The organism is Arthrobacter sp. GW460-12-1-14-TSB2, assembly GCF_059423525.1.
This window is the reverse complement of sequence record NZ_JBWKYC010000034.1, coordinates 1-16,027: the sequence shown is the minus strand read 5'-3', so window position 1 is coordinate 16,027 and position 16,027 is coordinate 1. Positions and strand designations below refer to the sequence as shown.

Sequence of the window (16,027 nt, the reverse complement as noted above, 5' to 3'; positions counted from 1 at the left end):
ACTGACCGGGACGCCCATTGACCATCTCATTCGACGCCGTTCAGGTATGGCTGGATCTGGCCGGCGTCTTCTTCTTCGCGGTCTCCGGATCCCTGCTGGCGGCGCGGAAGCAGTTCGACATCCTCGGGTCCCTGCTGCTCGCCTCCCTGGTGTCCCTGGGCGGCGGCGTCATCCGCGACATCATCCTCAACAGCGGCCCTCCCGCGGCGTTCACCAACCCGGCGTACCTGGCTCCCCCGCTGCTGGCCACTGTGCTGGTGTACTTCCTGTTTTCCAGCGTCCAGCGCTACACGTCGCTGCTCATCCTGTTCGACGCCGGCGGGCTGGCACTGTTCTGCATCACCGGCACGCTGAAGGCACTCTCCGCCGGGATGAACCCGGTGGCGGCGGTGCTGCTGGGGGTCACGACGGCGGTGGGCGGCGGCCTCCTGCGCGACATCACTGCCAATGAGGTGCCCCAGCTCTTCGACCCCAAGGACCTCTATGCGCTCCCCGCGTTCACCGGGGCAGCGCTCACCACCATCCTGTGGGTTTCGGGTTCATTCAACGCCCTCACGGCCGGCGCCGTCGCCGCCGTCGTATTCGCCTTCCGGGTGACGGCCTGGCGCCGTTCCTGGTACGTTCCGCTGGCCGTCCGGGGGTGGCACCGGCTGGGGCTGGGGACGGCGGAAAAGGGCGGCCGCGATTAGCTAGGATAAGAACCATGACTGACATGTTCCTCGAGAAGTTCCGCGCGCTTGTTCCGAAGTATCTCGAAGACGAATGGCAGGAAGAGGACGGGCTGTCCCCCGAAGAGCTCGACGAGGCCCTGTCCGAGCACCAGTTCCAGGTCCCCTTGGTCCTGCGGGAGTTCTACCAGGCAGTAGGCGGCTGCGAGGACCTCATGGAGGCCTACCACTACTTCTGGGACCCCGAGGAACTCGAAGTTGATGACGAAGGCTTCCTCATGTTCCTTGAGGACGAGGAAGAACAGTTCACTTGGGGTTTCCGCGTGGGCGACCTCGGCGTCCCGGACCCCATCGTGTACCGCCGCAACAACGCCCGCGGCCAGTGGAAGAGCGAAGAAGGCACGTTCTCCGAGTTCGTGTTCGACATGTTCGAGTGGGCGTTCGAGGGCGAAGAGGACTAGGGTCCCTGGTTCCGCCGCTACGGTGGAGTCACCCTGCCGTCGTGACCCTGTTTCAAGCCCGAAACCCGGCGACGCGCCATGCGGCCGGCGTGTCTGGCCACAGGCAGCGGTAAAACAGGTCACGACGGCGTGGCGGCTCACCATGGCGCGAACCCGCCATCGGCGTGAAGGCGCAGTATGGCGCGGATCTCCTCCACCATGGCTTGGGGATTGTGCACCACGTCGTCGTAGTAGTAGCGGAGGGTCAGCCGGCCGCCCAGGATGCTGGACCTGCTCCGGCGATTGTCCTTCTTGATCTGTCGAGGTTCAAAATGGGACGCTCCGTCGAGTTCCACCACCAGCCAATCGTCCACGAGGCAGTCGACTTCACCGACGCCGGGCAGTTCAACATGCATGCGAACATTGAGGCCCGCACGGACAAAATGCGTGTGGGCCAATATTTCCAGCAGTGAGTCCGCCCTGGGAATCAGGAGACCCAGCACGGCCCGTGCCCTGCCGTTTCGTTTCCCCGGCAGCTTCTTAAGAAGGAACTCGCCCGTGATGTCCCCGCGCTGGGCGGCGCATTGCACCATCACCAACGCATCCAACTCGGGCAGGCACCGCAGGGCATGCAGCAGCACGTCAGCGAGTCCGGCCACCGGTAGCAACGGATGCTTGGGGTGGGTGCAGGGTGAATGATCCACCACACCCGGCTTGGGGACTCCGTTCCCGCAGCTCAGGTGAAATGCCTGTGCCGGGTGCAGCGTCCAGAGGTTGTAATGGGCGGCGGCCGAGATACACGTGAGCAGTCCGTTTGACCGAAACGCGGCCACAACGCCGTCGTCCGCGGTTGCTATCGAGTAGACGCCCCGCAACGGACGGAACAGCAGGCCCGTTGCCACCGCGGCCTCAAGCTCCACCCGCTGGAAGCCGGAGGCCACCAGCTGACTTCGTTTGGCCGCACCACCCCGAAGCCGCAGAAATGTGAGGAGGTCCATCAAGCCAGCGTGGGTCCGGCATTCAGGCTGCAACATCCCGCGGCGAGGCTATGTGGACAACCTACAGCCGCCGTGCCGACCCGGTTTCGACACCAATGGCCTGCAACACGCCGTGGCGTGGGCGCTGTGGTCGAGGAAGTCAGCGATACAGGGTCACAACGGGAGCAGCCATGTTCAGCCAGGTTCAGCCAAAGAACTGTGACACGCCGATTAACACACCGGCTCGCATTCGTGACAAAGCTGTCATAGACTTATTCACGGATCCACTAAATGCCTCCGGTGGATCTGATGCGAACGGAGAAATGGCCCCGGTTCGACGCAGCGTATGACTCGTATTGCTGCAGAGAACCGGGGCCATACCGTTTTGAGGCCGGGAGCCCTGGAGGCCTTAGTGGGGCCAGCGGGTATTAGCTCGCGCGGTCCACCACTGCCAGGGCGAAGCTGGTGAGCGAGGACTTGACCACCCCTTCAGGCAGCGGCGCCAGCGCGGCGATGGCTTCATCGGCCCAGGCGCGCGCCACAACCCACGATTCCGCAGTAACCCGGTGGTCCCGCAGGCCGGCCACGGCGGCAGCGAGTGCCTCATCCGAGGAAAGGTCGCCGTCGATCAGCTTCAAAAGTTCGACGGCGGACTGGTCACCTTCGGCGGCGGCGTTGCGCAGGAGCAGGACCGGCAGCGTGGGCACGCCTTCGCGCAGGTCCGTGCCCGGGGACTTGCCGGACTTGACCTTGATGCCGGTGACATCGATGACGTCGTCGGCCAGCTGGAAGGCCACACCGATCTTCTCGCCGTACTCCACCAGCAGCGGCTCGTAGGCTTCGTCGGCACCGGAGAAGATGGCGCCGAGCTGGCCGGAGGCAGCCACCAGGGAGCCGGTCTTGTCCGCGATGACGGACAGGTAGTGCTCCACGGGGTCCTCGTCGGGGCGGGGGCCCACGGTCTCGTGCAGCTGGCCCAGGCACAGCCGTTCGAAGGTGCGGGCCTGGATTCCCAGCGCGCGCGAGCCGAGCTCGGACACCAGGATGGACGCGCGGGCAAAAATCAAGTCGCCGGTGAGGACGGCCACGGAGTTTCCCCAGACCTCGTGGGCGGTGGGCGCGCCGCGGCGGAACGGGGCCGAGTCCATCACGTCGTCGTGGTACAGGGTGGCCAGGTGCGTCAGCTCGACCACCACGGCAGCCTGCACCACGGCCGGGCGCGAGGCGTCACCGAGGTGGGCGCAGAGCAGGGCCAGCAGCGGGCGGATGCGCTTGCCGCCGGCTTCCACCAGGTGGCGCGACGTCGCGTCAGCCAGCGGATCGGAGTTGGCAATGGCCTCGCGGAGCTTCTTTTCCACCCGGGCAAGGTTGGTGGTGAGGGCGGGGCCCAGCTCCGGGTCTTCCGCGATGGCGGCAAAACCGGCGGGCAGCTGGAGCCCGGTGGCGATGGCGGTGGTGCTGGGCTCGGGCTCCCTGGCGTCCGGCAGGCCGTGTCCGGCGTGGGTCCAGCTGTGCTTGGCAGAGTTCGTCACGGGTTAACCCTAACTTTTTGTTGCGGAAACCGCGGAGGTGTAGCTGGACGGGGACAGGGTGGTGTTGGACGTGGCAGGCACCAGGGCCTCCAGGAGCCTGATCACCCTGTCCTCGAATCCCTTGGCTGATTCATCCGTGACGTTGGCCATCAGCCGGACTACGAACTTCATGAGGGCGGGCAGCGGCATGCCCGTCCGGAGCGCGAGCTTCATCACCGACGGCTTGCCGATCACCGAGGCGAACGCGCGGCCCAGGGTGAAGTGGCTCCCCCACTGGCCGCGCACATAGTCCGCGTACCCCTTGAAGTGGAGGTCGGCGTCGTCGTGTGTCCACTTGGCGTAGCGGCTCTGCCAGGTGCTGGCGTCGATGACATATTCGGCCGCAAAGCGGGCGGATTCCATCGCGTAGGAGATGCCCTCGCCGTTGAACGGGGACACCATGCCGCCGGCGTCGCCCAGGAGCAGCAGGCCGGGATAGTAGTGCGGGGTGCGGTTGAAGCCCATGGGCAGGGCGGCGCCGCGGATCTCGCCCACCTGGTTTTCCGGCGTGAAGCCCCATTCGGCGGGCATGCCGGCTGTCCATTCGCGCAGGACCTGTTTGTAGTCGAGCTTGCCGAATTCCGCGGAGGAGTTCAGGATGCCCAGGCCCACGTTGGAGGTGCCGTCGCCCACGCCGAACACCCAGCCGTAGCCGGGGAGGAGTCCGCCGTCCCGGCCGGGGAGCTCCAGCCAGCCTTCCATCCAGTCGTCGTCGTGGCGCGGGCTGGTGAAGTAGGTGCGCACGGCGACGCCGAGCGGGCGGTCGTCGCGCTTCTGGATGCCCGTGGACACGGCGGTTCGGGACGAGTTTCCGTCTGCTGCCAGTACGACGTCGGCATGGAAGTCGCGCGTCTCGCCCGTCTTGCGTCCGGACTCGTCAAGGAGGGCCGCGCGGGCGCCGATGACTCGGCCGTCCGGCGCGCGCAGGGCTTCGGTGACGCTGTGCCCTTCGAGGATGGTGGCCCCGGCAGCCTGGGCATGGCGGGCCAGTTCCTCGTCGAAGCCCAGGCGGGTGCGGATCAGGCCATATGTGGGGAAGTCGGAGACTTCCGGCCAGGGCAGCTCAATGGTGCGGCCGCCGGCGATCAGCCGAAGGCCCTTGTTGCGGCGCCAGCCGGCCTCCTCGGAGTGCGGGAGGCCGAGCTTCTGGATCTCGCGGACGGCGCGGGGAGTGAGCCCGTCACCGCAGACCTTCTCGCGCGGGAACCTGGTTTTCTCCAGCACCGTGACGGGGATGCCGGCCTTGGCGAGGTAGTAGGCGGCTGTGGACCCTGCGGGGCCGGCGCCGACGATCAGTACGTTCACGGCAGGTTCGGCTAGCCCGCGGGCCGGGTGATGTTGCGGCGGAGCTTGGCCACGGGGCCGGTGTGGTTGGCGATGGCCGAGGCACTGCCGGACAGTGGCTTGTGCGCGCGGTGCACGGCCACGATGCCGCCGCTGAGGTTGCGGTAGGTGACCTTTTCCCAGCCGGATTCCTGCAGCCAGCCGGCCAGGTGGTCCTGGTCCGGCCAGGCGCGGATGGACTCGGCCAGATAGACGTACGCGTCCGGGTTGGAGGAGACCTTCACGGCGATGGCGGGCAGCGCGCGCATCAGGTATTCGGTGTACATGGTGCGCCACAGGGGAATCACGGGCTGGGAGAACTCGGCGATGACCAGCTTGCCGCCGGGCTTGGTGACGCGCAGCATTTCCGCCAGGGCCTTCTTGGGCTCGTTGACGTTGCGCAGACCGAAGGAGATGGTGGTGGCGTCGAAGCTGTTGTCAGCGAACGGCAGGCGGGTGGCGTCACCGGCGATGAAGTCAATGTCGGGGCGGCGGCGTTTGCCCACTTTGAGCATTCCCAGGGAGAAGTCGCAGGCGATGACGTCGATCCCCGCGTCCGCGTAGGGCTCGCTGGAGGTGCCTGTTCCGGCGGCGAGGTCCAGCACGCGCTGGCCCACCTTCACATCCATCGCTTCGACGACTACCCGGCGCCAGCGGCGCGTCTGTCCCATGGACAGGACATCGTTCACGACGTCGTATTTGGGGGCGACGTCGTCAAACATCGTGGCTACTTCGTCCGGACGCTTATCCAAGGATGCTCGGTTCACCATGACATTGTCTCAAATGTTGGGCGGACCCACGAACCGGGGCCCCGGCAGCGCGGCGGCGGCTGCCCGGGCAGCGCGGCGGCGGGGCTCAACAGGGTGCCGGCCACACTCGGGAGTACTGTTATCTCATCATGACGAGCACGCGCCGCACCGGCACTATTAAGACACTGACAGTCCCCCTGGATGGAAGATCATTCTCCGGGGGGCTGCCGTCATTTCTGGTACGGGACGACGTCCTCTGCTGGACCCGCCGCGAAGCCGGGCTGGTGGGCTTCGGCGAAATCGCCCGCTTCACTGCCACCGGGCCCGAGCGTTTCCTCGAGGCCGACATCTGGTGGCGGCACCTGGTCCTCGAGGCGGACGTCACCGACTCCGTGGACTGCCCCGGCACCGGTCCCGTGGCCTTCGGCTCCTTCGCGTTCTCCAAGGTGTCCACGCACCGCTCCCGGCTGATTGTTCCCGAAGTCGTGGTGGGGGTCCGGGACGGCCGCGCCTGGCTCACCCAGTTAACGTTCGACGACGGCGAACTCACCGAAGCGGGCGCCCTCGCCGCCCTGGAGCGCTGGCTTGACGCCGACCCGCTCGACGCCGACCCGCTTGACGCTCCGGGCGACGGACCCGAGGACCTGACTGCCGCCGTCGGGCTCCCCCCGGCCGGCAGTTCCGCGTCCGGCGACCGTCCCGGCGGCGGCAGTGCCGCGAACCTGGGCGCCGACGTCGTACCTAAACTTGAAACCGGATCGCTCAGCGAGCATGACTGGATGGCGGCAGTGACGGCCGGCGTCGCCGAGATCCGCACCGGCAAGCTGGAGAAACTGGTGCTGGCGCGGGACATTGTGGCCACAATTCCCGAAGGCGTGAATGCCGCCGAGATCCTCCGCCAGCTTGCCGTCAGGTACCGCGAATGCTGGACCTACGGCGTCGACGGCCTGGTGGGTTCAACCCCGGAAATGCTGATCCAGGTGGAGGGACGCACGGCGCAGGCCCGGGTTCTTGCCGGGACCCTGGACCGGCGCGACGCCGAGGGAATGGACGGCTCGCCGCTGGAATTCGCCGAGCGCGTGCTGGCCGGGTCCGAGAAACAGCGGCACGAACACGAGATCGCGATCCAGTCGCTCACCACGCAGCTGGCGCCGTTTTCCGAGGCGATGAACGCGCACAGCGAACCGTTCATCCTGGAGCTGCCCAACGTGTGGCACCTGGCCTCGGATGTGAAAGCCGAGCTGACCGAGGTGGAGGGACACGTGCCCACCTGCCTCGCCCTCATCAACGCGCTGCACCCCACGGCGGCGGTCTGCGGAACCCCCACCACTGTGGCCGGGGCGCTGATCCGCAAGCTGGAGCACATGGATCGCGGACCGTACGCCGGTCCGGTGGGCTGGCTGGATGCGGCGGGGAACGGCGAATGGGGCATCGCGCTGCGCGGCGCCGTCGTCGAGGCGCCGGACACCGTGCGGCTCTACGCCGGCTGCGGCATCGTGGAAGGCTCCCATCCCGAGGCCGAGCTCGCGGAGACCTGGGCCAAGTTCCGGCCGATGCTCGAGTCGCTGGGCATCAAGAGCTAGAGCCATGGGGAGGGCCTCGGCCGAAGTCCGGGATTACAGACAATGCTGCGGCGTGGGGTCTTGCGCTAGCCTCGGTATTAGTTATCCAATAGTGAAACTAAGTTTTCTGTGATGCACATCTCTTATTCGGCGATACACTATAAGCCGTTTTAGTCACGCATACCCCTGCAACAAAAGGTAAGAAACTATGCAGCCCATGTCCTCCGCCACGGCAAAGCTGGCCGCCAAAGCAGCCGCAATCCTCGCCGTCGGCGCCCTCTCCCTCACGGCCTGCGGCGGCAGCTCCACCCCCGCTGCGTCGTCCGCGGGCGGCGTCCAGCTCATCAACGCCGGCAAGCTGACCGTCTGCTCCGACGTTCCCTACGAGCCGTTCGAATTCCAGAAGGACGGCAAGATCGTCGGCTTCGACATGGACATCGCCGCCGAGGTCGCCAAGGACCTGAAGGCCGAGCTCAGCGTCGTGGACAGCTCCTTCGAAGCCATTGAAACGGGTACTGCCCTGACCGGCTGTGACGTCTCGATCTCCTCGGTCTCCATCACGGACACCCGCAAGGCCGTCATGGACTTCTCCGACCCGTACCTCAACGACGATCTGACCCTGGTGGCCACTGAGGCTTCAGGTATCACGAACATCGACGGCGCCAAAGGCAAGAAGGTGGGCGTGCAGCAGGCCACCACCGGCGCCCAGTACGCCAAGGACAAGGGCCTCGACGCGCAGCAGTTTGAAGACACCGGACTCCTGGTCCAGGCACTCAAGGCCGGTACCATCGACGCCGCCCTGGGCAACCAGTCCGTGCTTGGCTACGCCATCAAGGATGACTCCAAGTACAAGCGCGTGGAGAACTACGCCACGGGCGAGAAGCTGGGCATCGCCATCAAGAAGGGCAACACCGCCATGGCTGACCAGGTCAACTCCACCCTCAAGCGCCTGACCGACGACGGCTCCCTGAAGAAGTACGAGACCACCTGGTTCGGCGAAGCCGCCAAGTAGCACCCCGGCCTGAGACCGACGCAGTTGAGGCCCCGTACCGCTGGACGAGAGTCCGTACGGGGCCTCAACTGCGCAAAACGAATGTGAGAACACCATGGCAATGACCGCACGTCAACGAGCCAAAGTCAGCCTGTACGTCCAGGCCGGAATCTTCGTTGTGGCTGTGGCCGCGCTGATTCTGGCCACGGACTGGAAGACCATCGGCACCAGCGTCTTCAACTTCGGCAAGATCGGCCCGATGTTCCCGGACATCTTCCTGTCGGGCCTCAAGAACACCCTGATCTACACGGCCCTGGGCTTCATCGTGGGCCTGTCCGGCGGCCTGCTGCTGGCCCTCATGAAGCTCTCCAGCTTTCCGCTCTACCGCTGGATCGCCACCGGCTACATCGAGTTCTTCCGCGGCATCCCCGCGCTGCTGGTGTTCATCGCCTTCGGTTACGGCGTTCCGCTCGCGTTCGGCGTGCAGTGGAACGTGACCATCGTGGTGATGATTTCGCTTGGCATGGTGGCCGCGGCCTACATCGCAGAAACCCTCCGCGCCGGCCTGCAGGCCGTGCCCAAGGGACAGCTCGAAGCCGCCCGGTCGCTAGGCATGCCGCAGTGGCGGGCCATGGTGTCCATCGTGATCCCGCAGGCATTCCGGATCGTGCTGCCGCCGCTGACCAACGAGGTCATCCTCCTGACCAAGGATTCCTCGCTGATCTACGTGCTGGGCCTCACCGCTTCGCAGTACGAGCTCACCAAGTTCGGCCGCGATGGCATCTCCAGCCTCGGCGCAGGGCTCACCCCGCTCCTCGTGGCCGGCGCCTTCTACCTGGTGATCACCATCCCGCTGAGCCTCTTGGCCCGGAAGTTCGAAAGCCGCTCCGCGCGGACGAAGCGATAGGCAGGACAGTCATGAACGACGTCGTACATCCCTCAGGCAACGCGGGCACCCGCGGTGCCGCCGTGAAAGCCGCCGGAGTCTCCCTCAAGGACCTCCGCAAGTCCTACGGCTCCAACGAAGTCCTCAAGGGCATCAGCCTGGACGTTGCCCCCGGCGAGGTTGTCTGCCTGATCGGCCCGTCCGGCTCCGGCAAGTCCACCCTCCTGCGCTGCGTGAACCTCCTTGAGCAGCCCAACGAGGGCACCATCCATGTGGGCGGCTTCGAGGCCACCGACCCGGACGTGGACATCGACAAGATGCGCCGCAAGGTGGGCATGGTATTCCAGCAGTTCAACCTGTTCCCGCACCTGAACGCCCTGCAGAACTGCACCATCGCGCAGACCAAGGTGCTCAAGCGCGGGCAGGCCGAGGCGGACAAAGTGGCACACGCCAACCTGGAACGCGTAGGCCTGGGCCATCTGGCCGACCGATTCCCGGACCAGCTCTCCGGCGGCCAGCAGCAGCGCGTGGCCATTGCCCGCGCGCTGAGCATGGACCCCGAACTCATGCTGTTCGATGAGCCCACCTCTGCCCTGGACCCGGAGACGGTGGGCGACGTCCTGTCCGTCATGCGGAACCTGGCCAAGGAGGGCATGACCATGCTGGTGGTGACGCACGAGATGGGCTTCGCCCGCGAAGTGGCCGACCGCGTGGTGTTCATGGACGGCGGCGTCGTCGTGGAGGAAGGCGTGGCCGAGCAGGTCATTAGCGCCCCCACGCAGTCCCGCACCAAGGAATTCCTGAAGCGCGTGCTGGACCCGACCCACATCGACATCTCGAAGTAGGCTCTTCGGCCGCGGTTTCGGGCCGGTTTCGGGCCGGCTTCGGGCCGGCCCCGGTTCGGCTTCGCGTCGGCCCCGGTTCGGCTTCGCGTCGGCCCCGGGCCGGTTTCGACGCGGCCTGTGCCTTTCGACGCGCAAATGCCCTGGCGCACCTGGAATTCCGGGTGCGCCAGGGCATTTGCGCGTCACGGGACCTTTTGCGCGTCGAAAGCGGCTGAACGGGCACGACGGCGGGGCACCCCGGCCGCCGCCAGCTTGCGTTCCAGCCGGCCCGGCTGCATCAGATCGGCCCACACCCACCGGACCACGGTGAACCCGATGGCGCGGATCCGGTCCTCGCGGTACTTTTCTTCGACCACGATCTGGGACGGCGTGCGCCCCCTGAGATACTCCGGTTTGAGGTACTTCTCCTCGCCGTCAAACTCACCAACCACGTTGGCGCGCTTCCAATAGAAGTCGGTGTAACCAATCAAACCCTGCTCATCCCGAAGTTCCTGCTGGAGGACCGGCACTTCAAATCCTGCAAGGTGAAGGAGCGATCGGCTGTAGGACTCCCCCGCGGAACCGGCCCGGGCATCAGCGAAGTCCAGCGCCGCGTGGATCCTGCGCTGTCTGGCCGCGCTATAGATTGATCCGATTCCCGCCCTGAGCTCGTCTTTGCTAAGGGCTGGCAGCTGTGCGGCAGCGTCCGGCCGAAGTACATGATCCAGCGGGACCACAGTCTCGGCGAACGGGGTGAACGCAGCCAGATCCAGGACTGTGCGGACCCGGGACGTGACCAGCAGCCCGTCCCGCCGTACTACTTCCAAGCCGGACGGTGCCGCGAAGTGGCGCCTGACCCCCGCCCGCGACCTCCCGCCGTCGTTCGTCAGTGCCAATGCCTGAACAGAGTGCACGGCGCCAATGGTGGGAACTCCCCACACACTTGCCGCGGAATGCCTGGCAAAAATGGTGGGCTTTTCGAACATCTCACCCGCCGCGCGGATCTGCAGCCGGTACTTTTGCCAGTCTTTCAGCTCCCGCCAGGCTGCCCCGTCCGTGTACACACCATGGCGGATCCTCACCAGGGCGCCGGAGCGCACCCTCTTAGCCAGGTCCTTGGCAGTAAGCCCGTGCAGCCCGCAGTCACGGGCAAGGAGGAGGGTCGGAAGGTCCGGCATGGGTTCAAGCTGTCAGGAACATGCCGCAGGCACCAGGGACGTGTGCTCGTATGTGGAGAACCCTCGTGGCACCTTTTCGACGCGCAGGTGTCCCGGCGCGCGGGTTATGCAGGGCGCGGGAGCACATTTGCGCGTCGCAGATCCATTTGCGCGTCGCCAGGCCGGAAACGCGTCGCGGGCTATGGAGCCAGCACACCCCGCACTGCGTCTCCCACTGCGGCCTTGATCCGGCCGTGCAGCTCCCGGAGGCCCTGCCGGTCCGTGCGGACCTCAATAATGCTGCGGCCCTGCCGCGGCGCGGTAAGCGCTTCGGCGAGTTCCGCCGTCGTACTTACCGAGCAATGTTCGACGCCGTACGCTGCGGCGAGTGCCGCGATGTTCACTCTGTGCGGGGTGCCGAAGAGCCGTTCAACGGCGTTCCCGTACGCACCGGATTCCTGCACAGCGCCGTGCTCCAGGAGGTTGAAGATGGCCCCGCCGGCGTCGTTCAGGACCACGATGCGCAGCAGGGGGTCGTTTTCGGCGAAGCCCAGGAGGAGGCCGCCGGCGTCGTGCAGGAAGGTGACGTCGCCCACCAGCAGGGTGGTTTCCTGCCGGCCGCCCCACGCGATGCCCGTGGCAGTGGAGATGGTGCCGTCGATCCCGGCGAGGCCGCGGTTGGCGAAGACAGTGGCCTGCGGCTCGGGGGTGGGCTGACCGGCGAGGTCCACATCGCGGATGCCGTTGGAGGAGCCCAGCATCAGCTGCCCGCGCGCGTGCTTCCACACCAGTGCGCCCACCGTTGGTCCTGTGGCGGACGGCTCGTCGGCCAGCGCCCGGTCGAGTGCATGCTGGGCGGCGGCACCGGCCAGAAGCCATGTGTCGAGCCATGCCGCGGAGCCGCGGCCGGAGAAATCGGCGAGGTCGCTGAGGTTGTCCAACGGGAGCTCGGTGCGGCGGCCCGGCTCATACCAGGCCACGGGAACGGGCTGGTAGAGGGCAGAGGGGACATCGGCACGGGCCAGCAGCTGCGCCACTGGCCGCGACAGGGTGGGCCTGCCGAACAGGACGACGCGCTCGATTGGCTGCGCGGCCTCCGGGCCGAAGTGTTCCAGCAGCAGCCGGTAGGGGCCCACGGCGTTGGGTCCGAACCGCGAGTTGGAGGACGGCTCGGCCAGCAGCGGCAGGCCGTGCGCGCGGGCGAAGGCTTCGGCGACCGGTCCGGCGTCGTGCCCGGCGAGCACCACGGTGCGGCGTTCCTCGAGCCCGGCGTCAGCGGGCGTGAGGGTGAGCGGCTCCGGGCCGCGGCCGATCTGCCAGATTCCGGGACCGGCTGCTTCCGGCAGGTGGTCGCCGGCCCCCGGGACCAGCGGATCGCGGAAGGCAAGGTTCAGCTGCACGGGTCCCGGCGGGGTGTCCTCAAAGGCGCCGGTGGCTGCGCTGAGGGCGGTCTCCACGGCGCGCTGCGGGTCGGTGCCGGCGGGGACGTCGACGGCGAACCGGACGTGTTCGCCGAAGAGGTCCAGTTGGTCCGTGGTCTGGTTGGCACCGGTCCCCCGCAGTTCGTCGGGCCGGTCGGCGGAGAGCACCACCAGCGGAACGGCGGCGTGGTTGGCTTCCATCACGGCCGGCATGAGGTTCCCGACGGCGGTGCCCGACGTTGTGAGCACCGCAACCGGCGCTCCCGTGGACAAGGCCAGGCCAAGGCCGGTGAACCCGGCCGAGCGCTCGTCAATCCTGACCAGGAGTTCCACGCGGCCGGAGGCGTCGGCCTCGGCGAGCGCGTAGGCCATGGGTGCCGACCGCGAACCGGGCGAGACCACCACGTACCGCACGCCGCCGTCGAGCAGGGTTTTGACAGCCACCCGGGCGGCCTCGATCGCGGTGAGGGTGCCTACTGCCGATTCAGTTGGGGTGCCTGCGGGCTCGCCTTCGGAGAGGGGGGCATCCTCGGCGGCGGTGTAGGCATCGAGCGGGTCCAGCGGGTTCTCAGAAGTCACCAAACCAGTCTGCCACCAACCCCGGACGCTCTCTCACTTCCTGCCGGCCTCACCCCGACGCTCTCTCACTTCCTTCAACGCAGTGAGAGAGCGTCGCCAAAAGGCGCGCAGGAAGTGAGAGAGCGTCGCCAAAAAGCCGGCAGGAAGTGAGAGAGCGTCGCCAAAAAGCCGGCAGGAAGTGAGAGAGGATCGCAAGCCGCACACCAGCTCACACGAGTTAGGTAAACTGCAGCAAAGCAGTGTTTCCCACCCGGAGGATCAGCCCATGAACCGCAAGGCCACCGCACTGGACGTCGCCAAGCTGGCGGGTGTCTCGCGCAGCGCTGTGTCGCTCGTGCTCAACGGGCGGGGCGACGGCAACGTTGCCCTCGAAAGCCAGCAGCGCATCCGGGAAGCGGCGGCTGCCCTCAACTACTCGCCGAACAAGATCGCCCTGAGCCTGCGCAACCAGCAGTCGCGCGTCATCGGCATCGTGTCGGACCAGGTCGTCACCAGCCCGTTCGACGGCAACATCATCGCCGGTGCGGACGCGGTGGCACGGTCGCACGGCTTTGTCACTGTGGTGATGGACACGGAGCTGGACGAGTCCCGGGACGAAAGCGCCGTGGAAACGCTGCTGGATCGGCAGGTGGACGGGCTGATGTATGTGACGGTGGGCCTGCGTCCGCTGCACGTCCCGCCGAACATGGCCCGGGTCCCGTCGATCCTGGCCAACTGCTTCGACGACCGCCCCGAGGCAGGGCTTCCGGCCGTGATTCCCGACGAGGTCCGCGGCGGACGCGAAGCCGCCGAGCACGTGATGTCGCTCGGCCACCGGGACATCGCCTTCCTGGCCGGCGACTCCCTGACCCCTGCGGCGCCGCGGCGGATCGACGGCTACCGCGATGCTTTCAAGGTCGCGGGCATGGCTGTCAACGAGGACCGGGTCATCCAGGTGGGCTGGGATATTGACGCCGGATTCCACGGCGCCATGAAACTCCTCGACGGCGTGGAACCATTCGACCGCCCCACCGCGATCCTGTGCGCTAACGACCGCCTGGCAATCGGCGTCGTGCTGGCCTGCTACCGGCTGGGGCTGAGCGTTCCGGAGGACGTGTCCGTCATGGGCTACGACGACGAATTCCGCGTCGCCAAAACCATGGTCCCGGCGCTCAGCACCATGGCCCTTCCGCTCCGGGAAATGGGCGAAGCGGCCATGACGGCGCTGCTCACAGAGGTGGAAGCGGTTCCGAACGGAAAGGACGACGATGGCGGCCCGGGCGCCAGCGCCGGTGCCGGTGCCGGCGCCAGCGCCGGTGCCGCTACCGGCACTGAGCATACGACCAGCTCCCAGACGATGGTTCCCTGCCGCCTGGTGGTCCGGGATTCCACCGGGCCGGTCCCGGCCGGGCGCTAAGGCCAGCCGGGCGCTGACCCCCGCCTTGCCCGTCCCGGCCGGGCACTAAGACCCGGCCGGGCGCTAAGGCCCGGCCGGTTTAGCCGCGAGGGACTCGTCAGCCCTGCCCCGAGGGCTGCTCCAGTTCCCAGACGTCCGCCGTGGCACCGGACGGAAGCTGCAGCTGCCACTGCTCCCCCGCAGCCGGGTAGGCCCGCAGCGTCGTGGCCACGGAAGCCGCCCGGTAGACCTCCACCAGCGAGGCATCCACGAAGACCCGCAGCTCCTCCCCCGGTTCGATGGTTCCGCTGAACACTGTCTGCCGGCTGCCGTCCCCCACGAGCAGGAGTTCGACGGCGGTGTCCCCGCCACCGCCGGAACCGTCCCCGCCGCCCGAACCAGTCCGGCCTGTCACTAAGACCTCGGCAAAAGCAGGCAGCACAACGGATCCGGCTGCGTGGCTGGCCGTCATCGCCCCACGGTAGGCGTCGATTTCCGGAGCGGGGCTGACAGCAAGGGCACCGTCGACCACCGACAGCTCACGCGGAAATGTCAGGACACCGGCCCAGCCGGCGGCGTCGATTTCGTCCTGGCTGCGGCCGCGGCGGCCGTCGCGGCCCGGTCCCTCGTTGGCCCAGCCCCACAGCAGGGCCCTGTCTTCGAGCGCCACGATCTGGGGCGCATAGAAGTCGCGCCCGAGGTCGGACTTGCCGCCGCCGCGCGGCGTGAACACCGGCAGTCCGGTGGCCGGGTCCTCGGTCAGCGAACCGACCAGATGGCCCACGCCGTTGGCGTGTTCGTGCGCGTCACCCGAAAGCCAGAGCGAAAACATCATCAGCCAGGTTCCGGAATCGCCTGCGCCGCCGGAGGAATCCACGGACGCATCCGGCACCCGCACCAGCTGGGGGCATTCCCAGATCTCGGCCGGCGTGGACTCGGCGGCCACCGGGTTCTCCGAGGTCAGCCAGATGCCTTGGTACTTCCAGTCGGACATGTCCTCGACCGTGTACAGCAGTAGCGCGGCGTGCCCGTCGGCGAGCCCGGCACCCTGCATGGCGTACCGCCTTCCGTTGAACCGGAAGATGAACGGGTCACGCACCGCAGTGACCTGTTCATCGTCGGGCATCGAGGCCGCCACGTGGCCCGTCTGCTCCCAGTGGACCAGGTCCTCCGAGCCGCGGGCGATGACAACCTGCGAGTGGCCGCCGTCGCCGCGGACGCCCGAGTAAGCGGCGGTGGGAACACCGCCGTCGTCCGTCACCACACCGGTCCAGCAGCCGTACTCATCCGGCCCGCCGTGCTGCGGGCGCAGCGCCACCGGGTGTTCCTCCCAGCGCACCAGGTCCGCGGAGCTCACGTGGCCCCAGGCGATTTTGTGGTGCCGGGCGGAGTCCGGGTTGTACTGGAAGAACACGTGGTAGCGGCCGTTGATGAAGCTGATGCCGTTGGGGTCGTTGATCCAGCCCCGGGCGGGGCGCGGGTGGAAGTGCGGGAACGCGGGGTC

At 67.3% G+C, this 16,027-nt stretch carries 14 protein-coding genes; 7 read left to right on the top strand and 7 right to left on the bottom strand.

Annotation, left to right across the window (positions count from 1 at the left end):
• The first annotated feature begins 17 nt into the window (after window positions 1-17).
• Together AC07YR_RS22300 and AC07YR_RS22295 are read left to right on the top strand one after the other, a co-directional pair.
• The gene (locus tag AC07YR_RS22300; RefSeq protein ID WP_436058340.1) at window positions 18-689 is read left to right on the top strand and encodes a trimeric intracellular cation channel family protein; all 672 of its coding nucleotides are present in this window, start codon (window positions 18-20) and stop codon (window positions 687-689) included.
• Between the two features lie 14 nt (window positions 690-703).
• Window positions 704-1,129, top strand: a complete 426-nt coding sequence (locus tag AC07YR_RS22295) for a hypothetical protein (protein ID WP_055802665.1) — start codon at window positions 704-706, stop codon at window positions 1,127-1,129.
• Window positions 1,130-1,266: 137 nt separating this feature from the next.
• Here the strand turns inward: AC07YR_RS22295 and AC07YR_RS22290 are convergent, their stop codons facing one another.
• The 4 genes from AC07YR_RS22290 to AC07YR_RS22275 form a co-directional block, all read right to left on the bottom strand.
• Entirely contained in the window at window positions 1,267-2,106 is an 840-nt protein-coding gene (locus AC07YR_RS22290) for an endonuclease domain-containing protein (RefSeq protein WP_494735295.1), read from the bottom strand.
• Between the two features lie 407 nt (window positions 2,107-2,513).
• Complete coding sequence (locus AC07YR_RS22285) at window positions 2,514-3,617, bottom strand: polyprenyl synthetase family protein (RefSeq protein ID WP_055802669.1); 1,104 nt, start codon at window positions 3,615-3,617, stop codon at window positions 2,514-2,516.
• Window positions 3,618-3,626: 9 nt separating this feature from the next.
• Window positions 3,627-4,961 carry a geranylgeranyl reductase family protein gene (locus AC07YR_RS22280; RefSeq protein WP_156372408.1) on the bottom strand — a complete coding sequence of 445 codons (1,335 nt, stop codon included), beginning with the start codon at window positions 4,959-4,961 and terminating at the stop codon, window positions 3,627-3,629.
• Window positions 4,962-4,972: 11 nt separating this feature from the next.
• Window positions 4,973-5,746 carry a demethylmenaquinone methyltransferase gene (locus AC07YR_RS22275; RefSeq protein WP_436059350.1) on the bottom strand — a complete coding sequence of 258 codons (774 nt, stop codon included), beginning with the start codon at window positions 5,744-5,746 and terminating at the stop codon, window positions 4,973-4,975.
• A gap of 131 nt (window positions 5,747-5,877) precedes the next feature.
• On the opposite strand from AC07YR_RS22275, the gene AC07YR_RS22270 reads away from it, so the two are divergent.
• The 4 genes from AC07YR_RS22270 to AC07YR_RS22255 all read left to right on the top strand — a co-directional run bounded on the left by AC07YR_RS22270 (window position 5,878) and on the right by AC07YR_RS22255 (window position 10,012).
• Window positions 5,878-7,311: an isochorismate synthase gene (locus AC07YR_RS22270; RefSeq protein ID WP_494735294.1), complete on the top strand. Its 1,434-nt coding sequence runs from the start codon at window positions 5,878-5,880 to the stop codon at window positions 7,309-7,311.
• A 187-nt stretch (window positions 7,312-7,498) separates the two neighbouring features.
• On the top strand, window positions 7,499-8,302 hold the full coding sequence (locus AC07YR_RS22265) for an ABC transporter substrate-binding protein (RefSeq protein ID WP_055802675.1): 804 nt from the start codon (window positions 7,499-7,501) through the stop codon (window positions 8,300-8,302).
• Window positions 8,303-8,396: 94 nt separating this feature from the next.
• Complete coding sequence (locus AC07YR_RS22260; protein ID WP_055802677.1) at window positions 8,397-9,188, top strand: amino acid ABC transporter permease; 792 nt, start codon at window positions 8,397-8,399, stop codon at window positions 9,186-9,188.
• A gap of 11 nt (window positions 9,189-9,199) precedes the next feature.
• Entirely contained in the window at window positions 9,200-10,012 is an 813-nt protein-coding gene (locus AC07YR_RS22255; RefSeq protein ID WP_436058344.1) for an amino acid ABC transporter ATP-binding protein, read from the top strand.
• Window positions 10,013-10,194: 182 nt separating this feature from the next.
• On the opposite strand, the gene AC07YR_RS22250 is transcribed toward AC07YR_RS22255, so the two are convergent.
• Together AC07YR_RS22250 and menD are read right to left on the bottom strand one after the other, a co-directional pair.
• Window positions 10,195-11,169, bottom strand: a complete 975-nt coding sequence (locus AC07YR_RS22250; RefSeq protein WP_494735293.1) for a type IV toxin-antitoxin system AbiEi family antitoxin domain-containing protein — start codon at window positions 11,167-11,169, stop codon at window positions 10,195-10,197.
• A gap of 179 nt (window positions 11,170-11,348) precedes the next feature.
• Complete coding sequence (gene menD / locus AC07YR_RS22245; RefSeq protein ID WP_494735292.1) at window positions 11,349-13,148, bottom strand: 2-succinyl-5-enolpyruvyl-6-hydroxy-3-cyclohexene-1-carboxylic-acid synthase; 1,800 nt, start codon at window positions 13,146-13,148, stop codon at window positions 11,349-11,351.
• A 265-nt stretch (window positions 13,149-13,413) separates the two neighbouring features.
• Between menD and AC07YR_RS22240 the strand changes: the two genes are divergently transcribed.
• Window positions 13,414-14,544 carry a LacI family DNA-binding transcriptional regulator gene (locus AC07YR_RS22240; RefSeq protein WP_494735291.1) on the top strand — a complete coding sequence of 377 codons (1,131 nt, stop codon included), beginning with the start codon at window positions 13,414-13,416 and terminating at the stop codon, window positions 14,542-14,544.
• A gap of 97 nt (window positions 14,545-14,641) precedes the next feature.
• Here AC07YR_RS22240 and AC07YR_RS22235 read toward each other — a convergent pair.
• Window positions 14,642-16,027: glycoside hydrolase family 32 protein (locus AC07YR_RS22235; protein ID WP_494735290.1), on the bottom strand; the 1,386-nt coding region annotated here is incomplete at its 5' end.

What these genes read in the sequence shown, in the direction of transcription:
- AC07YR_RS22250 (WP_494735293.1), bottom strand. Translation starts at nt 11,169, where the DNA reads ATGCCGGACCTTCCGACCCTCCTCCTTGCCCGTGACTGCGGGCTGCAC.
- AC07YR_RS22260 (WP_055802677.1), top strand. Translation starts at nt 8,397, where the DNA reads ATGGCAATGACCGCACGTCAACGAGCCAAAGTCAGCCTGTACGTCCAG.
- AC07YR_RS22255 (WP_436058344.1), top strand. Translation starts at nt 9,200, where the DNA reads ATGAACGACGTCGTACATCCCTCAGGCAACGCGGGCACCCGCGGTGCC.
- AC07YR_RS22295 (WP_055802665.1), top strand. Translation starts at nt 704, where the DNA reads ATGACTGACATGTTCCTCGAGAAGTTCCGCGCGCTTGTTCCGAAGTAT.
- AC07YR_RS22270 (WP_494735294.1), top strand. Translation starts at nt 5,878, where the DNA reads ATGACGAGCACGCGCCGCACCGGCACTATTAAGACACTGACAGTCCCC.
- AC07YR_RS22240 (WP_494735291.1), top strand. Translation starts at nt 13,414, where the DNA reads ATGAACCGCAAGGCCACCGCACTGGACGTCGCCAAGCTGGCGGGTGTC.
- AC07YR_RS22290 (WP_494735295.1), bottom strand. Translation starts at nt 2,106, where the DNA reads ATGGACCTCCTCACATTTCTGCGGCTTCGGGGTGGTGCGGCCAAACGA.
- AC07YR_RS22265 (WP_055802675.1), top strand. Translation starts at nt 7,499, where the DNA reads ATGCAGCCCATGTCCTCCGCCACGGCAAAGCTGGCCGCCAAAGCAGCC.